The following is a 16,776-nucleotide window of genomic DNA, read 5'->3' as shown; positions in this document are numbered from 1 at the left end:
CCGCGGCCGTACGGCGTCGTACGGTGGTATGAGTGCACGGCCGCCCGGCAAGGACCGGGCGCGCGACGAACAGTGGAAGGCGTGACCAGATGGTGGAGATCAAGACCCCCGAGCAGATCGCGAAGATGCGGACGGCCGGGCTGGTCGTCGCCGAGGCGCTCAAGGCCTGCCGGGAGGCGGTCGCCCCCGGCATCACCACGGGCGAGCTCAACGACATCGCGGACAAGGTCATCACCTCGCACGGTGCCACCTCCAACTTCCGCGCCCACCACGGCGGTCTTTGGTTCCCCGGTGTGATCTGCGCCTCGGTCAACGACGAGGTGGTCCACGGCATCCCCGGTGACCGGGTGCTGATGGAGGGCGACCTGATCTCGATCGACTGCGGTGCGATCGTGGACGGCTGGCACGGCGACGCGGCCATCACGGTGCCGGTCGGCGAGGTCCGTCCCGAGGTCGCGATGCTCAGCCAGGTCACCGAGGGCTCGATGTGGGCCGGTGTGGCCCAGATGAAGAAGGGGAACCGCCTGGTCGACGTCTCCAAGGCGATCGAGGGCTTCATCCGCCGTCAGCCGCTGCCCCCGAAGGGCAAGTGGGGCATCACCGAGGGGTACGGCGGCCACGGCATCGGTTCCGCGATGCACATGGAGCCGCACGTGCTGAACTACGTCGAGGGCCGCCGGGGCAAGGGCGTCAAGCTGGTCCCGGGCACGGTGCTGGCGATCGAGCCGATGGTCTCGCTCGGCACCCCGCACACCTCGGTGCTGGAGGACGACTGGACGGTCGTCACCAACGACGGCACCTGGGCCGCGCACTGGGAGCACTCGGTGGCGATCACCGAGCAGGGGCCGCTGGTCCTCACCGCCTTCGACGGCGGCAAGGCCGCCCTGGCGAAGCTCGGCGTCACCGCCGCTCCGGACCCGCTCGGCTGAGCTGAGACCCGGTCAGGGCCCGGCGGTTCCGACCACCGGGCCCTTTGTCCTATTTGGCGCTGATAGGCTCCCAGGCTTGGTCTGGACAACAGGACGAAGGGGAGATCGGTGCTCAAGGGCTTCCGCGACTTCATGATGCGCGGCAACGTGGTCGACATGGCGGTCGGTGTCGTGATCGGTGCGGCCTTCACCGCGGTGGTGAACGGCTTCGTCTCGGCCTTCCTCACCCCGCTGGTGGGTGTGGTGGTCGGTGCGGCCGGTGACTTCAGCAGCTACCGGTTCACCGTGGCGGGTGTCACCTTCCCGTACGGCCAGTTCCTCAATGTGCTGATCGCCTTCTTGATGACGGCCGCGGTGCTGTACTTCTTCGTGGTGCTCCCGGTGAGCAGGGCGACCGCCCGCTACCTTCCCAAGAAGCCGAAGCCCGCCGTGCGCCCCTGCCCGGAGTGCCTGACCGAGATCCCCGCGGCGGCCCGCCGCTGCTCGGCCTGCACCGCTCACGTGGAGCCGTCGGCGGCCGCCGCCCAGTGGTGAATTTCGCCTTGGCGCGGTGCTTGGTTTACGATGGTGCGTCGGCTCACTCGTAGCGTGCTTCGGCACGTCCTCTTCCCACAGGGCTCAGCCTCTGGCAGGGGTGGGGTGGACCCAGGCTCGCACGAGCGTGCCGCATGCGGTAGCCGGCCCGGAAGGTGGATCTCGCAGTTCATGGCAAAGAAGCAAGGCGCCATTGAGATCGAGGGCACCGTGATCGAGTCTCTTCCGAACGCCATGTTCAAGGTCGAGCTGCAGAACGGTCACAAGGTCCTCGCGCACATCAGCGGCAAGATGCGTATGCACTACATCCGCATCCTCCCGGACGACCGGGTCGTGGTGGAGCTCAGCCCCTATGACCTGACCCGCGGCCGGATCGTGTACCGGTACAAGTAAGCAACTGTCAGATCTAGACCCGGAGAACCTGAACCATGAAGGTCAAGCCGAGCGTCAAGAAGATCTGCGACAAGTGCAAGGTGATCCGCCGTCACGGCCGGGTCATGGTGATCTGCGACAACCTGCGCCACAAGCAGCGCCAGGGCTGATCTCTCCCCAGCATTTCTCGTAGTACTTCGCGCGACGCGAAAACGTCATAAGCGGGCCGTCCGATCCAGCCGCAGGCTGGACTGCCACCCCCGGTCAGAGGCCGGGGCTCCCTCACCGTGAGGTGTCGGAGTAGGCGGCACGTCAGACCTCTGAAGAACCACAGGAGCCATCAATGGCACGCCTTTCCGGCGTTGATCTCCCCCGCGAGAAGCGGATCGAGATCGCCCTCACCTACGTCTACGGCATCGGCCGCACCCGCGCCCAGCAGACGCTGGTCGAGACCGGTGTGAACCCGGACGTCCGCGTCCGCGACATCACCGAGGAAGACCTCGTCAAGCTGCAGAAGTTCATCGACGCGAACTTCGAGGTCGAGGGTGACCTCCGCCGTGCGGTGGCCGCCGACATCCGCCGCAAGGTCGAGATCGGCTGCTACGAGGGTCTGCGTCACCGCCGTGGCCTGCCGGTCCGCGGTCAGCGCACCCACACCAACGCGCGTACCCGCAAGGGCCCGCGTCGCGCGATTGCCGGCAAGAAGAAGCCGGGCAAGAAGTAGTCCGCCCGTCAACCGGACATCCCTCCGGCCCGCGGGTTAGCGGACCGACCACCTCAGTAGGAGAACAGACTTATGCCCCCCAAGGGTCGTCAGGCTGCCGGCGCGAAGAAGATCCGCCGCAAGGAAAAGAAGAACGTCGCTCACGGCCACGCGCACATCAAGAGCACGTTCAACAACACCATCGTTTCGATCACCGACCCGTCGGGCAACGTGATCTCCTGGGCCTCCGCCGGCCACGTCGGCTTCAAGGGCTCGCGCAAGTCCACCCCGTTCGCCGCGCAGATGGCCGCCGAGGCCGCTGCCCGTCGCGCGCAGGAGCACGGCATGCGCAAGGTTGACGTCTTCGTCAAGGGGCCGGGCTCCGGCCGCGAGACCGCGATCCGTTCGCTCCAGGCCACCGGCCTGGAGGTCGGCTCCATCCAGGACGTCACCCCCACCCCGCACAACGGCTGCCGTCCGCCGAAGCGCCGCCGCGTCTGACGCAGCGCCTTCGGGCACGCGCTGAACCTGGTACGGGGTCCTGTCTCGCACAGGACCCCGTACTCTTGGTCCTGTCGGCATCAAATAGTGGGTGCCGAAGACAACTGGAGGAACACCTCTCATGCTGATCGCTCAGCGTCCCTCGCTGACCGAAGAGGTCGTCGACGAATTCCGCTCGCGGTTCGTGATCGAGCCGCTGGAGCCGGGCTTCGGCTACACCCTCGGCAACTCGCTCCGCCGTACGCTCCTCTCCTCGATCCCCGGTGCCGCCGTCACCAGCATCCGGATCGACGGTGTCCTGCACGAGTTCACCACCGTGCCGGGCGTCAAGGAGGACGTCACCGACCTCATCCTCAACATCAAGCAGCTGGTCGTCTCCTCGGAGCACGACGAGCCGGTCGTGATGTACCTGCGCAAGCAGGGTCCGGGTGTGGTCACCGCCGCCGACATCGCGCCGCCGGCCGGTGTCGAGGTGCACAACCCCGAGCTGGTCCTCGCCACCCTGAACGGCAAGGGCAAGCTGGAGATGGAGCTGACCGTCGAGCGCGGTCGCGGCTACGTCTCCGCCGTGCAGAACAAGGCTTCCGGCCAGGAGATCGGCCGCATCCCGGTCGACTCGATCTACAGCCCGGTGCTGAAGGTCACCTACAAGGTCGAGGCCACCCGTGTCGAGCAGCGGACCGACTTCGACAAGCTGATCGTCGACGTCGAGACCAAGCCCGCCATGCGCCCGCGTGACGCCATGGCCTCGGCCGGTAAGACCCTGGTCGAGCTGTTCGGTCTCGCCCGCGAGCTGAACATCGACGCCGAGGGCATCGACATGGGCCCGTCCCCGACGGACGCCGCCCTGGCCGCCGACCTGGCGCTGCCGATCGAGGAGCTGGAGCTCACCGTCCGCTCCTACAACTGCCTCAAGCGTGAGGGCATCCACACCGTGGGTGAGCTCGTCGCCCGCTCCGAGGCCGACCTGCTCGACATCCGCAACTTCGGTGCGAAGTCGATCGACGAGGTCAAGGCGAAGCTGGCCGGCATGGGCCTGGCCCTCAAGGACAGCCCGCCCGGGTTCGACCCGACCGCTGCCGCCGACGCCTTCGGCGCCGACGACCTGGACGACCAGGGTTACGCGGAGACCGAGCAGTACTAAGAGTTTGTCGTGGGGGCGGCTCCCCGTGAGTCGCCCCTGCTCCATGCAAGTCGTACGGGCACCGTGCCCGTACGCCCGCTGCGGTACCTGGTACGGCCGCAGTCGGAGATTCGAGGAGAAATTCCATGCCGCGTCCCACCAAGGGTGCCCGCCTCGGCGGCGGCCCGCACCACGAGCCGCTGCTGCTCGCCGGTCTGGCCCGTGAGCTGTTCCAGTACGGCCGCATCACCACCACCGAGGCCAAGGCCCGTCGCCTGCGCCCGCTGGCGGAGAAGCTGATCACCAAGGCCAAGAAGGGTGACCTGCACAACCGTCGTCTGGTCCGCAAGACCATCACCGACGTCGCCGTGCTGCACACCCTCTTCACCGAGATCGCGCCGCGCTACGAGAACCGCCCGGGTGGCTACACCCGCATCACCAAGATCGGTCCCCGTCGTGGCGACAACGCCCCGATGGCCGTGATCGAGCTGGTCGAGGCGCTGACCGTCGCGCAGACCGCTGTCGGCGAGGCCGAGGCCGCCACCAAGCGTGCCGTCAAGGAGGCCGACGAGGCTGTGGCCGAGACCACCGAGGTTGCCGAGGGCGAGAACGCCTGACACCTCCCGGTGTTGTGACGGGCCCGCTTTCCCAGGAATGGGGGAGCGGGCCCGTTCCTTTTCTGATGTGGAGAGAGCAGCAGTGCTGAAGGATTGCGAGCAGACGGCGCCGCAGCAGGACGGTCCGGCCGAGGGGCACGTGCGGATCAGGCTCGATCTGGCGTACCAGGGGGCGGAGTTCTCCGGCTGGGCACGGCAGCGGGGGCGCCGTACCGTGCAGGAGGAGATCGAGAGCGCGCTGCAGGTCGTCACCCGGAGCCAGCAGCTGTACCCGCTGACGGTGGCCGGGCGGACCGACGCCGGGGTGCACGCCCGCGGGCAGGTGGCGCACGTCGACCTGCCGGTGGAGCTGTGGGCCGAACACGGGGAGAAGCTGCTCCGCAGGCTGGCCGGGCGGCTGCCCGGGGACATCCGGATCTACCGGGTGAGCGAGGCGCCGCACGGTTTCGACGCCCGGTTCGCCGCGATCTGGCGGCGGTACGCCTACCGGGTCGCCGACCACCCGGGCGGGGTGGATCCGCTGCTGCGCGGCCATGTGCTCTGGCACGACCGGCCGCTCGACATCGAGAAGATGAACGAGGCGGCGCGGCTGCTCCTCGGCGAGCACGACTTCGCGGCGTACTGCAAGAAGCGCGAGGGCGCGACCACGATCCGCACGCTGCTCGAACTGCACTGGGACCGGGTGCCGGTGGACACCTACGCGGCGCAGGAGGGGTCGCTGGCGGTGGCCACGGTGCGGGCGGACGCGTTCTGCCACAACATGGTGCGGTCGCTGGTCGGCGCGATGCTGCTGGTCGGCGACGGGCACCGGCCGGTGGAGTTCCCCGGCGAGGTGCTGGCGGGCCGGGTGCGCAACAGCGCCGTGAACGTGGTCCGGCCGTACGGGCTGACCCTGGAGGAGGTCGGCTATCCCGCCGACGACCAGCTGGCCGAACGCAACCGGGCCGCCCGCCGGATGCGGACCCTGCCGGGGATGCCGTCCGGCGCCTGACCGGCGGCGCACCGGCCCCGGGGTGAGGAGAGCTCCGCCCCCGCGGGCCCCCCACCCCTCGGGGCGCTGCTGTCTCAGCCGGTCGGCGAGGCCGTCGGCGACGGGGAGCCGGCCGCGGGAGCCTGGCCGCCGCCGGCGGCGGCCATCGCGGCCTTGCCGCGGGCGATGAGGACCTTGGACCCGTAGTTGGCCAGGTCACGGGCGGCCACCGGGACGAGCTTGTCGGCGGCGGTGGCCGAATTGCCGTCCGCCCGGCCGGCCACCGTGCTGACGTAGTAGCGGCCGACGGACGTCCGGCTGCTGCGGCAGGCGGTGTCACCCTGGCAGAACTTCGGGGCGTTCCCGCCGTCCACCAGCGCGTTGACCGTCATCGAGGCGGCGGCCTTGGCGGTCTTGTCGGCGCTGTCGCTGTCCGGGAAGTCGGCGATGGCCAGCGTCACGGCGGTCGCGCCGTTGAGGTAGGTGGCCCGGAAGACGTGCAGGCAGCCGAAGACCTTGGCGATCTTGGCGAGGTCGGGGTCGAGTCCGGCGGAGCAGTCGTTGGCCGTGGTGGTGACGTCGGTCGCGACCAGGTTGTACTGGCGGTTGCCCTCGCTGACCTTGGTGTCGGCGAACAGGGTCTGCGGGGTCAGCGGCGCCTTGTCGGTCTTGAGCCGGTTCAGGAAGCCCTCGGGCGAGGTCGGCGCGGGGCCCGGCGCGTCGTCGCCGGGGGCGGCGGTCGCGCTCGTGCTGGCGGTCGGGTTGGCGACCGGCTTGTCGTTCTTGTCCTTGCCGGAGAGCAGCAGGGTGGTGGTCACGATGCCGGCCACCGCGGCGACCGCCAGCACGCCACCACTGATCATCAGCAGCCGCTTGCGGCGGCGGGTGGCCGTCTCGTTCTGCTCGGCCAGCTCCGCCCAGTCCGGCTCGCCCGGTTGCGCGAGCGGCGGGTAGCCGTAGCCGCCCTGCGGGGGGTAGCCGTAACCGCCGCCCTGGGGCGGGTAGCCGTAGCTGGGCTGCCCCGAGGGGTAGCCGTGGCCGGGCGGCTGCTGGGTGGCCTGCGGCGGGAAGCCGCCGGGCTGCTGCGGAGGCATCGGCTGCTGCCCGGCCGGCGGTTGCTGGGGTTGCACATGGGCGGGGAACGGCGAGGCCGGCGGCGTCGCCTGCCCGGGCACGGCAGGGTTCTGCGGCTGCTGTTCGCCCGACTGCCCGCCCGGTCCTGCTGTGATTCCCGCCCCATCGCTCATAAGGGCGAATTTTAGGGCATGGCACCGTCGCTGCTCGGAGGGCGTGCCGAATCGGTACCGAAATCCGTTTGGGTGGGGGCGGGGTGCCATAGCAAAATCCGACCTATGGGACACGTCGAGATTTCGCACCTTGAGTACTACCTGCCGGACGGGCGGGTGCTGTTCGACGACGCGTCCTTCCGGGTGGGGGAGGGCGCCAACGTCGCGCTGGTGGGCGCGAACGGCGCCGGCAAGACCACCCTGCTGCGCATGATCGCCGGGGACATCCAGCCGCACGGTGGTTCGGTCACGGTCAGCGGCGGCCTCGGTGTGATGCGCCAGTTCATCGGGACCACCGGCCGCGAGGACCAGCGGGCGACGCCCGGTGCGCTTCCCCCGGACGCCTCCGTGCGCGACCTGCTGGTCTCCGTCGCCCCCGGGCGGATCGCCACCGCCGCCCGCGCCGTGGACGCCGCCGAGCTGGCGATGATGGCCCAGGACGACGAGAAGACCCAGATGGCCTACGCCCAGGCGCTCTCCGACTGGGCGGACGTCGGCGGTTACGACTACGAGACCGACTGGGACGTCTGCACCATGGCGGCCCTCGGCATGCCCTTCGACAAGGTCCAGTGGCGCGGTCTGAACACCCTCTCGGGCGGCGAGCAGAAGCGGCTGGTCCTGGAGGCACTGCTGCGCGGCCCCGAGGAGGTGCTGCTGCTGGACGAGCCGGACAACTACCTGGACGTGCCCGGCAAGCGCTGGCTGGAGGAGGCGCTCAAGGCCACCCCGAAGACCGTCCTGTTCATCTCGCACGACCGCGAGCTGCTCTCGCGCAGCGCCGACAAGATCGTCAGCGTCGAGGCAGGTGCGGCGGGCAGCAGCGTCTGGGTTCACGGGTCCGGTTTCGACTCCTTCCACGAGGCCCGCAAGGAGCGCTTCGAGCGGATCGAGGAGCTCGGCCGGCGCTGGGACGAGGAGCACGCCAAGCTGAAGAAGCTGGTGGTCACCCTGCGCCAGGCGGCCGCGGTCAGCCATGACATGGCCTCCCGGTACGCCGCCGCGCAGACCAGGCTGAAGAAGTTCGAGGAGGCGGGCCGCCCGGAGGCGCCGCCGCGCGAGCAGAAGATCAGCATGCGGCTCAAGGGCGGTCGGACGGGCGTGCGCGCGGTCACCCTGGAGAAGCTCGAACTCACCGGCCTCATGCGGCCGTTCGACCTGGAGGTCTACTACGGCGAGCGGGTCGCGGTGCTGGGCTCCAACGGCTCCGGCAAGTCGCACTTCCTGCGCCTGCTGGCCGGCGACGAGTCGGTGGCGCACACCGGTAGCTGGAAGCTCGGCGCCCGCGTGGTGCCCGGTCACTTCCGGCAGACCCACGCCCACCCGGAGCTGTTCGGCCGCACCGTCCGCTCGATCATCGAGGAGGAGCACGCGCTGGACCGCAAGGCGGCGATGAGCGCGCTGCGCCGCTACGAGCTGGACCGCCAGGAGGAGCAGAAGTTCGAGTCGCTCTCCGGCGGCCAGCAGGCCAGGCTGATGATCCTCAAGCTGGAGCTGTCCGGTGTGACGGCCCTGCTGCTGGACGAGCCGACCGACAACCTCGACCTGGAGAGCGCCGAGGCGCTGCAGGAGGGCCTGGAGGCCTTCGACGGCACGGTGCTCTGCGTCACCCACGACCGCTGGTTCGCCCGCACCTTCGACCGTTTCCTGGTCTTCGGGTCGGACGGCCGGGTGTACGAGTCGCCGGAGCCGGTCTGGGACGAGACCAGGGTGGCGCGCGAGCGCTGATTTTGGCTCGCGGGCCGATAGCGGTATCGTGGGTTCTTGTTGTGCGTATTGGCTCGCTCCATCTCACGTGAGAGGTCGGTACGCCGGAGACAACCAGGCCGACGACCAGCGGCTCCCCTTGATTGCGTCCAAGTGGGACCAGGCTGATCTCTTCGTCCGGGTGCTCCTGTCAGGACCCACTCACTGAAAAGCGAAGGCTACGACCGTGCGTACGTACAGCCCCAAGCCCGGCGACGTCCAGCGTCAGTGGCACGTCATCGACGCGACCGACGTCGTGCTCGGCCGCCTGGCCTCCCAGGCCGCCAACCTCCTCCGGGGCAAGCACAAGGCGATCTACGCGCCGCACGTTGACACTGGTGACTTCGTCATCATCATCAACGCGGACAAGGTGCACCTGTCGGGTAACAAGAAGACCCAGAAGCTGGCCTACCGCCACAGCGGCTTCCCGGGCGGTCTCCGCTCGGTCCGCTACGACGACCTCCTGGACAAGAACCCGGAGAAGGCCGTCGAGAAGGCCATCAAGGGCATGATCCCCAAGAACAGCCTCGGCCGCCAGATGCTCTCGAAGCTCAAGGTCTACTCGGGCCCGATGCACCCGCACGCTGCCCAGCAGCCGGTGCCGTTCGAGATCACCCAGGTCGCGCAGTAATTCCGGCCACCCAACCCCATCACACTGAATAGCAGGAGCTGAGGAACACCGTGGCCGAGACTGCCATCGAGAACACCCTCGAGGTCGACTTCGACGAGAACGTCGAAGAGTACACCTCGGAGACCGAGTACACCTCTGAGTCGCTGGCCGGCCGTTTCGGCGAGGCCACCCCGGGCGCCGGCCTCGGCCGCCGCAAGGAGGCGATCGCCCGCGTGCGCATCGTCCCGGGCACCGGCCAGTGGAAGATCAACGGTCGCACCCTGGAGAACTACTTCCCCAACAAGGTGCACCAGCAGACCGTCAACGAGCCCTTCAAGCTGCTTGAGCTGGATGGCCGTTACGACGTCGTCGCCCGCATCTCGGGTGGTGGCGTCTCCGGTCAGGCCTACGCGCTGCGCCTCGGCGTCGCCCGTGCCCTGAACGAGGCCGACGTGGACAACAACCGTGGTCCGCTGAAGAAGGCCGGCTTCCTGACCCGCGACGCCCGCGCCGTCGAGCGCAAGAAGGCCGGTCTGAAGAAGGCCCGCAAGGCGCCGCAGTACAGCAAGCGCTAAGCACCTCCGCCGGGGGGCGTACCATCTGCGATGGTTCGCACCCTTGGGTGCAGTCGTACGCCCCGGAGCACCCCGTGTGCTCCGGGGCGTCGTGCTTTTCTCCCCTTCACGCCTGTGCGGAGGCTGGGGAGCCGCGAGAAATTGGCCAGTAACTTTGGCGACGGAGGACCAGGAACGTGGGACGACTCTTCGGTACGGATGGTGTGCGCGGTGTGGCCAACGAGGGCCTGACCGCCGAACTGGCGCTCGGCCTGTCGGTGGCCGCGGCGCACGTGCTCGGCGACGCGGGGGCTTTTGAGGGGCATCGGCCGGTCGCGGTGGTGGGCCGCGACCCGCGCGCGTCCGGTGAGTTCCTGGAGGCCGCGGTGATCGCCGGCCTGGCCAGCGCCGGTGTGGACGTGCTGCGGGTCGGCGTGCTGCCGACGCCCGCCGTGGCCTACCTGACCGGTGCGCTCGGCGCCGACTTCGGCGTGATGCTCTCCGCCAGCCACAACGCGATGCCCGACAACGGCATCAAGTTCCTCGCCCGCGGCGGCCACAAGCTGGACGACGCCATCGAGGACGCCATCGAGGCGCACTACGCGCGTTACGGTGTCGGCGACGAGAACTGGACCCGCCCCACCGGCGAGGCCGTCGGCCGGGTCCGCTCGTACAACGAGGGCTTCGACCGGTACGTCGCCCACCTGATCGGCGTGCTGCCCAACCGGCTGGACGGCATCAGGGTCGTCATCGACGGTGCCCATGGCGCGGCTGCCCGGGTCGCCCCCGAGGCCTTCGCCCGTGCGGGCGCCGAGGTCGTGCACACCCTGGGCACCGAGCCGACCGGCCTCAACATCAACGACGGCGTCGGCTCCACCCACCTGGACAAGCTGCGCGCCGCGATGAAGGAGCACCGGGCCGATCTCGGTATCGCCCTGGACGGCGACGCCGACCGTTGCCTGGCCGCCGACTCCGACGGCAACGAGGTGGACGGCGACCAGATCATCGCCATCCTCGCGGTGGCCATGAAGGAGGCCGGCACGCTGCGCCGCAACACCGCCGTCGCCACCGTGATGTCCAACCTGGGCTTCAAGCAGGCGATGCAGCGCGAGGGCATCGACCTGGCCGAGACGGCGGTCGGCGACCGGTACGTGCTGGAGGCGATGAAGGCCGAGGGCTACGCGCTGGGCGGAGAGCAGTCCGGCCACGTCATCCTGCTGGACCACGCCACCACCGGTGACGGCACCCTGACCGGCCTGATGCTGGGCGCCCGCCTGGCCGCCACCAAGAAGTCGCTGGCCGACCTGGCCGCCGTGATGACCCGGCTGCCGCAGGTCCTGATCAACGTCAAGGGCGTGGACCGGACCCGGGTGAAGACCTCGGAGGACCTCGCCCAGGCGGTCAAGGAGGCGGAGGCCGAACTCGGCGACAGCGGCCGGGTGCTGCTGCGCCCCTCGGGCACCGAGCCGCTGGTCCGGGTGATGGTCGAGGCGGCCGACCCGGCGCAGGCCAAGGCGGTCGCCGAGCGGCTGGCCGAGGCCGTCCGCACCCACCTCGGCTGATCCGGCGTCAGAACGCACTGATCGGATGTCAGCAGCCCCCCCGCCCGCTGGGCGGGGGGCTGCTGGGCGTGCGTCAGAGCTTGCGCAGCAGCGCGCGGCGGACCTTGTGGTCCGGGCCCTTCTGCAACACCAGGGTGGCCCGGCCGCGGGTGGGCAGGACGTTCTCCAGCAGGTTCGGCTTGTTGATGGTGCGCCAGACCTGCCGGCCGTACTCCATCGCCTCCTCCTCCGGCACTTCGGTGAAGCGCCGGAAGTAGGAGTTGGGGTCCTGGAAGGCGGTGTCGCGCAGCTTCTTGAAGCGGTCCAGGTACCAGGTCTCGATGTCGTCGGTGCGGGCGTCCACGTAGATCGAGAAGTCGAAGTAGTCGGCCACCGCCAGGCGGGTGCGGCCGTCGGTGCCCGGCAGGGCGGGCTGGAGCACGTTCAGGCCCTCGACGATCAGGATGTCCGGGCGCTCCACGGTGAGCTTCTCGTCCGGCACGATGTCGTACACCAGGTGCGAGTACACCGGTGCGGAGACCCGTTCCTTGCCCGCCTTCACGTCGGCCACGAAACGCATCAGCGCCCGGCGGTCGTACGACTCGGGGAAGCCCTTGCGGGCCATCAGACCGCGGCGGCGCAGCTCCGCGTTGGGGAGCAGGAAGCCGTCGGTGGTGACCAGTTCGACCCGGGGGTGTTCCGGCCAGCGGGCCAGCAGTGCCTGCAGCAGACGGGCGGTGGTGGACTTGCCGACCGCGACCGAGCCGGCCACCCCGATCACGAAGGGGGTGCGGGTGCGCTCGGTGTCCGGGGTGTCCAGGAAGGTGCCCAGGGTGCCGCGCAGTTCGTGGGTGGCGTGGATGTAGAGGTTGAGCAACCGGGAGAGCGGCAGGTAGACGTCCCTGACCTCGTCCAGGTCGAGTGCTGTGCCGAGCCCCCGGAGCTGTTCGACCTCGTCGGCGGTCAGTGGCAGCGGCGTGCGCTCGCGCAGGGCACTCCACTCGGCCCGGTCCAGATCCACGTACGGGGAAGGGGAGGGCGTGGAGGCGCCCCGGGTACAGAGTTCGGTCAGCACATGCTCCATTGTGGGCCGTCGTGGACCACCTGGGTGGTGTGGTGTCGGTCACGGGCTGTGGCCGGTTGGCTGGAACAAGGCGGGTCCTGGCACGCTTATGCTGGCTCACATGTGCGGAATTGTTGGATATGTGGGCTCTCAGACGGCCCTCGACGTAGTGATCGCAGGCCTGCAGCGGCTGGAGTACCGAGGGTACGACTCCGCCGGTGTGGCCGTGCAGACCCGGGGCGCCGACGGGCAGTGGAGCCTCGCCACCGACAAGCGGGCCGGGAAGCTCGCCAACCTGGAGAAGTCTCTCGCCGAGACGCCGCTGCCCACAGGCACGACCGGTATCGGCCACACCCGCTGGGCCACCCACGGCGGTCCGACCGATGCCAACGCCCACCCTCACCTGGACGACGACCGCAAGGTCGCCGTCGTCCACAACGGCATCATCGAGAACTTCGCCCAGCTGCGTGCGGAGATCGCCGAGCGCGGCCACACCCTGCGCTCGGAGACCGACACCGAGGTGGTCGCCCACCTGCTGGCCGAGGCGTACGACGGTGACCTGGCCGAGGCCATGCGGGCGGTCTGCCGCCAGCTGGACGGCGCGTTCACCCTGGTCGCGGTGCACGCGGACGCCCCGGACGTGGTGGTCGGCGCCCGCCGCAACTCGCCGCTGGTGGTCGGCCGCGGCGAGGGCGAGAACTTCCTCGCCTCCGACGTCGCCGCCTTCATCGCGCACACCCGCGAGGCGATCGAGCTGGGCCAGGACCAGGTCGTCGAGCTGCGCCGCGAGGGTGTCACGATCACCAACTTCGACGGCACCCCGGCCGAGGTGCGCGAGTACCACGTCGACTGGGACGCCTCCGCCGCCGAGAAGGGCGGCTACGACTACTTCATGCTCAAGGAGATCGCCGAGCAGCCGAAGGCCGTCGCCGACACCCTGCTCGGTCGGATCGGCGCCGACGGCCGGCTGACCCTGGACGAGCTGCGCATCTCCGACTCGGTGCTGCGCGAGGTCGACAAGGTCGTGATCGTCGCCTGCGGCACCGCGTACCACGCGGGCATGATCGCCAAGTACGCGATCGAGCACTGGACCCGCATCCCCTGCGAGGTCGAGGTCGCCTCGGAGTTCCGCTACCGCGACCCGATCATGGACGACCGCACCCTGGTGATCGCCATCTCGCAGTCCGGCGAGACCATGGACACCCTGATGGCGCTGCGGCACGCGCGCGAGCAGGGCGCCAAGGTGCTGGCGATCTGCAACACCAACGGCTCGACCATCCCGCGCGAGTCGGACGCGGTGCTGTACACCCACGCCGGCCCGGAGGTCGCGGTCGCGTCCACCAAGGCGTTCCTGACCCAGCTGGTGGCCTGCTACCTGGTCGCGCTGTACCTCGGCCAGGTCCGCGGCACCAAGTGGGGCGACGAGATCTTCGACATCATCCGCGAGCTCGGCGACGCGCCGAAGCAGGTGGAGCAGGTGCTGGAGACCATGGAGCCGGTGCGCGAGCTGGCCCGCTCGCTGGCCGACGCCCGCTCGGTGCTGTTCCTGGGCCGCCACGTCGGCTTCCCGGTGGCCCTGGAGGGTGCGCTCAAGCTCAAGGAGCTGGCGTACATGCACGCCGAGGGCTTCGCCGCGGGCGAGCTCAAGCACGGCCCGATCGCGCTGATCGAGGAGGGCCTGCCGGTCGTCGTGGTCGTGCCGTCCCCGCGCGGCCGCTCGATCCTGCACGACAAGATCGTCTCCAACATCCAGGAGATCCGGGCCCGTGGTGCCCGCACGATCGTGATCGCCGAGGAGGGCGACGAGGCCGTCGTCCCGTACGCCGACCACCTGATCCGCATCCCGGCCACCCCGACCCTGCTGCAGCCGCTGGTGTCGACCGTCCCGCTGCAGGTCTTCGCCTGCGAGCTGGCGACGGCCAAGGGCCACGAGGTGGACCAGCCGCGCAACCTGGCGAAGTCGGTCACGGTCGAGTAACCGGTCCTCGCGCCATGGGCCCGCTCCTCCCGGTTGCTCCGGGAGGGGCGGGCCCGCGCGTTCCAGGGCGCGACCACGTCGACGGTCGACGGGCCCCTGGCGTCGGTGGGGTGACGGAGCCGGACCGTCGTCGAACCACGTGACCGGCCCTGGTCTTCGCCATCGCCGTGTCCCTCCTGGTACGGATGTGACTGCAGTCCTTTCCAGTGGCCCGCGTTCCAGGTGGCAGATCGCACCGGGAGGTGCACAGATGATCATCGGAGTCGGGATCGACGTCGCGGAGATCGAGCGCTTCGAGGCCTCGCTGGCCCGGACACCGGGCCTGGCCGAACGGCTGTTCACTGCAGCTGAGCTGTGGCTGCCGTCCGGGCAGCGGCGCGGGACGGCCTCGCTGGCGGCGCGGTTCGCCGCCAAGGAGGCGCTGGCCAAGGCACTCGGCGCACCGCCGGGACTGCGCTGGACCGACGCCGAGGTGCACACCGAGGACTCCGGCCGGCCGGTGCTGCGGGTGACCGGTACGGTCGCGGCCCGGGCGGCGCAACTGGGCGTGGCGTCGTGGCACGTGTCGCTCAGCCATGACGCGGGCGTAGCGTCGGCGGTAGTGATCGCCGAAGGCTGAGTACGGGGAGGGCGCCGTGCGCCACGCACACACGGTCGGACAAGTACGTGCCGCGGAGGCCGAGCTGATGGCCCGGCTGCCCGGAGGCACCCTGATGCAGCGGGCCGCCGCCGGACTGGCCGCGACCTGCGCCCGGCTGCTCGGGCGGGTGTACGGCAGCCGGGTGCTGGTGCTCGCGGGCAGCGGGGACAACGGCGGTGACGCCCTGTACGCGGCCGCCCGGCTGGCCGGCCGCGGCGCGGCGGTCAGCGCGATCCTGCTCGCGCCCGAGAAGGCGCATGCGGGCGGCCTGGCCGCGCTGCGGGCGGCGGGCGGCCGCCTGACGTCCGACCTGAGCGCCTTCGAGCGGGCGGACCTGGTCCTCGACGGGATCGTCGGCATCGGCGCCCGGGGCGGGCTGCGGCCCGAGGCCCAGCGGTTCGCCCGGGCCGAGCGGCGCGGCGTGGTCGTCGCGGTGGACGTACCGAGCGGGGTCGACCCGGACAGCGGCGAGGTCGCCGGCGTCGCGCTGCGGGCGGACGTGACGGTCTGCTTCGGCACGTACAAGCCCGGGCTGCTGATCGACCCCGGCGCCTCGTACGCCGGCGCGCTCCAGCTGGTGGACATCGGCCTGGAGCCGCCCCGGCCCGCGGTGACGGTGCTGCAGCACCCGGATCTGGCAGCACTGCTCCCGGTGCCGTCGGCGGAGAGCGACAAGTACCGGCGGGGCGTGGTCGGGGTCGCGGCGGGGTCGGCGCGGTACCCGGGGGCGGCTCTGCTGGCGGTGGCGGGCGCGCTGCGGGGCGGGGCCGGGGCGGTGCGGTACGTGGGCACGGCGGCCGAGGAGGTGGTCCGGCGCTTCCCCGAGACCCTGGTCACCGAGGGTTCCCCGGCCGGGGCCGGCCGGGTGCAGGCCTGGGTGGTGGGGCCCGGCTCCGGGGACGGTGCCGCCCGCGCCCTGCAGGAGGCCCTGGCGGGCCAGGTCCCGGTGCTGGTCGACGCCGACGGCCTCACCGAACTGGCCCGCCTCGGCCCGACCGCGCTGGCCGGACGCACCGCGCCCACCGTGCTCACCCCGCACACCGGTGAGGCCGCCCGCCTCCTGGCCGGGCTGGGAGCCGGCGACGGCACCGGCGAGCCGGCCGGGACCGGTGCGGGGCAGCGGGACGGCGGCGGCTCGAGGGAGCCGGCCGAGGCCCGGCTGGCCACCGCGCGGCGGCTGGCCGAGGCGTACGGGGCGACGGTGCTGCTCAAGGGCTCCACGACGGTGATCGCCACGCCCGGGGGAGACGTCCGGGTGAACCCGACCGGCACCTCGTGGCTGGCCACGGCGGGCAGCGGCGACGTCCTCTCCGGTCTGGCCGGCTCGCTCCTCGCCGCCGGGCTCGGCCCGCTCGACGCCGCCTCGGCCGCCGCCTACCTGCACGGCCTGGCCGGTCGTGAGGCCGCCCGGGGCGGCGCCCCGGTCACCGCGCTGGACGTCGCCGCGGCGCTGCCGGCCGCCTGGCGGACCGTACGGTCCGTCCACTGACCGTTCCGGCGGCGCGGGGAGGCGCGAGGCGAGGGGGCGGCGGTGCCGTGCCGGAGGGGACCGCGTAAGGTGCGCCGTCCGGGGGCGCTGCCCCGAAGGACGCCCGTACGGTCCCTGGGAGGG

At 70.7% G+C, this 16,776-nt stretch carries 18 protein-coding genes; 16 read left to right on the top strand and 2 right to left on the bottom strand.

Annotated elements, in window-relative coordinates:
- Nucleotides 1-89 precede the first annotated feature (89 nt).
- The 9 genes from map (at nucleotide 90) to truA (ending at nucleotide 5,770) form a co-directional block, all read left to right on the top strand.
- Complete coding sequence (gene map / locus ACWDAK_RS01000; RefSeq protein ID WP_344634804.1) at nucleotides 90-929, top strand: type I methionyl aminopeptidase; 840 nt, start codon at nucleotides 90-92, stop codon at nucleotides 927-929.
- 108 nt (nucleotides 930-1,037) lie between these two features.
- Entirely contained in the window at nucleotides 1,038-1,463 is a 426-nt protein-coding gene (gene mscL, locus ACWDAK_RS00995; protein WP_344634803.1) for a large conductance mechanosensitive channel protein MscL, read from the top strand.
- A gap of 171 nt (nucleotides 1,464-1,634) precedes the next feature.
- Nucleotides 1,635-1,856, top strand: a complete 222-nt coding sequence (gene infA / locus ACWDAK_RS00990) for a translation initiation factor IF-1 (protein ID WP_003956442.1) — start codon at nucleotides 1,635-1,637, stop codon at nucleotides 1,854-1,856.
- A gap of 35 nt (nucleotides 1,857-1,891) precedes the next feature.
- Nucleotides 1,892-2,005 (top strand): 50S ribosomal protein L36, encoded by a 114-nt coding sequence (rpmJ, locus tag ACWDAK_RS00985; protein ID WP_003956441.1) that lies wholly within the window; start codon nucleotides 1,892-1,894, stop codon nucleotides 2,003-2,005.
- A gap of 173 nt (nucleotides 2,006-2,178) precedes the next feature.
- Nucleotides 2,179-2,559, top strand: a complete 381-nt coding sequence (gene rpsM, locus ACWDAK_RS00980; RefSeq protein ID WP_344634802.1) for a 30S ribosomal protein S13 — start codon at nucleotides 2,179-2,181, stop codon at nucleotides 2,557-2,559.
- Between the two features lie 72 nt (nucleotides 2,560-2,631).
- Nucleotides 2,632-3,039: a 30S ribosomal protein S11 gene (gene rpsK / locus ACWDAK_RS00975; RefSeq protein ID WP_014136257.1), complete on the top strand. Its 408-nt coding sequence runs from the start codon at nucleotides 2,632-2,634 to the stop codon at nucleotides 3,037-3,039.
- 121 nt (nucleotides 3,040-3,160) lie between these two features.
- Entirely contained in the window at nucleotides 3,161-4,183 is a 1,023-nt protein-coding gene (locus ACWDAK_RS00970) for a DNA-directed RNA polymerase subunit alpha (protein WP_030263446.1), read from the top strand.
- Nucleotides 4,184-4,308: 125 nt separating this feature from the next.
- Nucleotides 4,309-4,779, top strand: a complete 471-nt coding sequence (rplQ, locus tag ACWDAK_RS00965; protein WP_344634801.1) for a 50S ribosomal protein L17 — start codon at nucleotides 4,309-4,311, stop codon at nucleotides 4,777-4,779.
- Between the two features lie 85 nt (nucleotides 4,780-4,864).
- A complete protein-coding gene (truA, locus tag ACWDAK_RS00960; RefSeq protein ID WP_425557540.1) occupies nucleotides 4,865-5,770 on the top strand; it encodes a tRNA pseudouridine(38-40) synthase TruA in 906 nt (301 codons plus the stop codon).
- A gap of 74 nt (nucleotides 5,771-5,844) precedes the next feature.
- Here truA and ACWDAK_RS00955 read toward each other — a convergent pair whose 3' ends face one another.
- Complete coding sequence (locus ACWDAK_RS00955) at nucleotides 5,845-6,996, bottom strand: flagellar basal body-associated FliL family protein (protein WP_427392819.1); 1,152 nt, start codon at nucleotides 6,994-6,996, stop codon at nucleotides 5,845-5,847.
- A 105-nt stretch (nucleotides 6,997-7,101) separates the two neighbouring features.
- Between ACWDAK_RS00955 and ACWDAK_RS00950 the strand changes: the two genes are divergently transcribed.
- The 4 genes from ACWDAK_RS00950 (at nucleotide 7,102) to glmM (ending at nucleotide 11,504) form a co-directional block, all read left to right on the top strand.
- On the top strand, nucleotides 7,102-8,760 hold the full coding sequence (locus tag ACWDAK_RS00950; protein WP_344634798.1) for an ABC-F family ATP-binding cassette domain-containing protein: 1,659 nt from the start codon (nucleotides 7,102-7,104) through the stop codon (nucleotides 8,758-8,760).
- A 205-nt stretch (nucleotides 8,761-8,965) separates the two neighbouring features.
- A complete protein-coding gene (gene rplM, locus ACWDAK_RS00945; protein WP_344634797.1) occupies nucleotides 8,966-9,409 on the top strand; it encodes a 50S ribosomal protein L13 in 444 nt (147 codons plus the stop codon).
- A 50-nt stretch (nucleotides 9,410-9,459) separates the two neighbouring features.
- A complete protein-coding gene (rpsI, locus tag ACWDAK_RS00940) occupies nucleotides 9,460-9,963 on the top strand; it encodes a 30S ribosomal protein S9 (protein WP_344634796.1) in 504 nt (167 codons plus the stop codon).
- Nucleotides 9,964-10,139: 176 nt separating this feature from the next.
- Complete coding sequence (glmM, locus tag ACWDAK_RS00935) at nucleotides 10,140-11,504, top strand: phosphoglucosamine mutase (RefSeq protein ID WP_344634795.1); 1,365 nt, start codon at nucleotides 10,140-10,142, stop codon at nucleotides 11,502-11,504.
- Between the two features lie 73 nt (nucleotides 11,505-11,577).
- Here the strand turns inward: glmM and coaA are convergent, their stop codons facing one another.
- On the bottom strand, nucleotides 11,578-12,567 hold the full coding sequence (coaA, locus tag ACWDAK_RS00930) for a type I pantothenate kinase (protein ID WP_344634794.1): 990 nt from the start codon (nucleotides 12,565-12,567) through the stop codon (nucleotides 11,578-11,580).
- Nucleotides 12,568-12,667: 100 nt separating this feature from the next.
- Here coaA and glmS point away from each other — a divergent pair, with 100 nt between their 5' ends.
- From glmS to ACWDAK_RS00915, 3 genes are all read left to right on the top strand, one after another.
- A complete protein-coding gene (gene glmS, locus ACWDAK_RS00925) occupies nucleotides 12,668-14,524 on the top strand; it encodes a glutamine--fructose-6-phosphate transaminase (isomerizing) (RefSeq protein WP_344634793.1) in 1,857 nt (618 codons plus the stop codon).
- 250 nt (nucleotides 14,525-14,774) lie between these two features.
- Complete coding sequence (locus ACWDAK_RS00920) at nucleotides 14,775-15,143, top strand: holo-ACP synthase (protein WP_344634792.1); 369 nt, start codon at nucleotides 14,775-14,777, stop codon at nucleotides 15,141-15,143.
- 16 nt (nucleotides 15,144-15,159) lie between these two features.
- On the top strand, nucleotides 15,160-16,653 hold the full coding sequence (locus tag ACWDAK_RS00915) for an NAD(P)H-hydrate dehydratase (RefSeq protein ID WP_344634791.1): 1,494 nt from the start codon (nucleotides 15,160-15,162) through the stop codon (nucleotides 16,651-16,653).
- Nucleotides 16,654-16,776 lie beyond the last annotated feature (123 nt).

The organism is Kitasatospora sp. NPDC001175, from assembly GCF_053598215.1.
Note: the sequence above shows the minus strand (reverse complement) of the source record. Positions and strands in the feature narration are given on the sequence as shown.

Coding starts and splice junctions, on each gene's coding strand:
- map (WP_344634804.1), top strand. CDS start 90: ATGGTGGAGATCAAGACCCCCGAGCAGATCGCGAAGATGCGGACGGCC.
- infA (WP_003956442.1), top strand. CDS start 1,635: ATGGCAAAGAAGCAAGGCGCCATTGAGATCGAGGGCACCGTGATCGAG.
- rpmJ (WP_003956441.1), top strand. CDS start 1,892: ATGAAGGTCAAGCCGAGCGTCAAGAAGATCTGCGACAAGTGCAAGGTG.
- rpsM (WP_344634802.1), top strand. CDS start 2,179: ATGGCACGCCTTTCCGGCGTTGATCTCCCCCGCGAGAAGCGGATCGAG.
- rpsK (WP_014136257.1), top strand. CDS start 2,632: ATGCCCCCCAAGGGTCGTCAGGCTGCCGGCGCGAAGAAGATCCGCCGC.
- ACWDAK_RS00970 (WP_030263446.1), top strand. CDS start 3,161: ATGCTGATCGCTCAGCGTCCCTCGCTGACCGAAGAGGTCGTCGACGAA.
- rplQ (WP_344634801.1), top strand. CDS start 4,309: ATGCCGCGTCCCACCAAGGGTGCCCGCCTCGGCGGCGGCCCGCACCAC.
- ACWDAK_RS00955 (WP_427392819.1), bottom strand. CDS start 6,996: ATGAGCGATGGGGCGGGAATCACAGCAGGACCGGGCGGGCAGTCGGGC.
- ACWDAK_RS00950 (WP_344634798.1), top strand. CDS start 7,102: ATGGGACACGTCGAGATTTCGCACCTTGAGTACTACCTGCCGGACGGG.
- coaA (WP_344634794.1), bottom strand. CDS start 12,567: ATGGAGCATGTGCTGACCGAACTCTGTACCCGGGGCGCCTCCACGCCC.
- glmS (WP_344634793.1), top strand. CDS start 12,668: ATGTGCGGAATTGTTGGATATGTGGGCTCTCAGACGGCCCTCGACGTA.
- ACWDAK_RS00920 (WP_344634792.1), top strand. CDS start 14,775: ATGATCATCGGAGTCGGGATCGACGTCGCGGAGATCGAGCGCTTCGAG.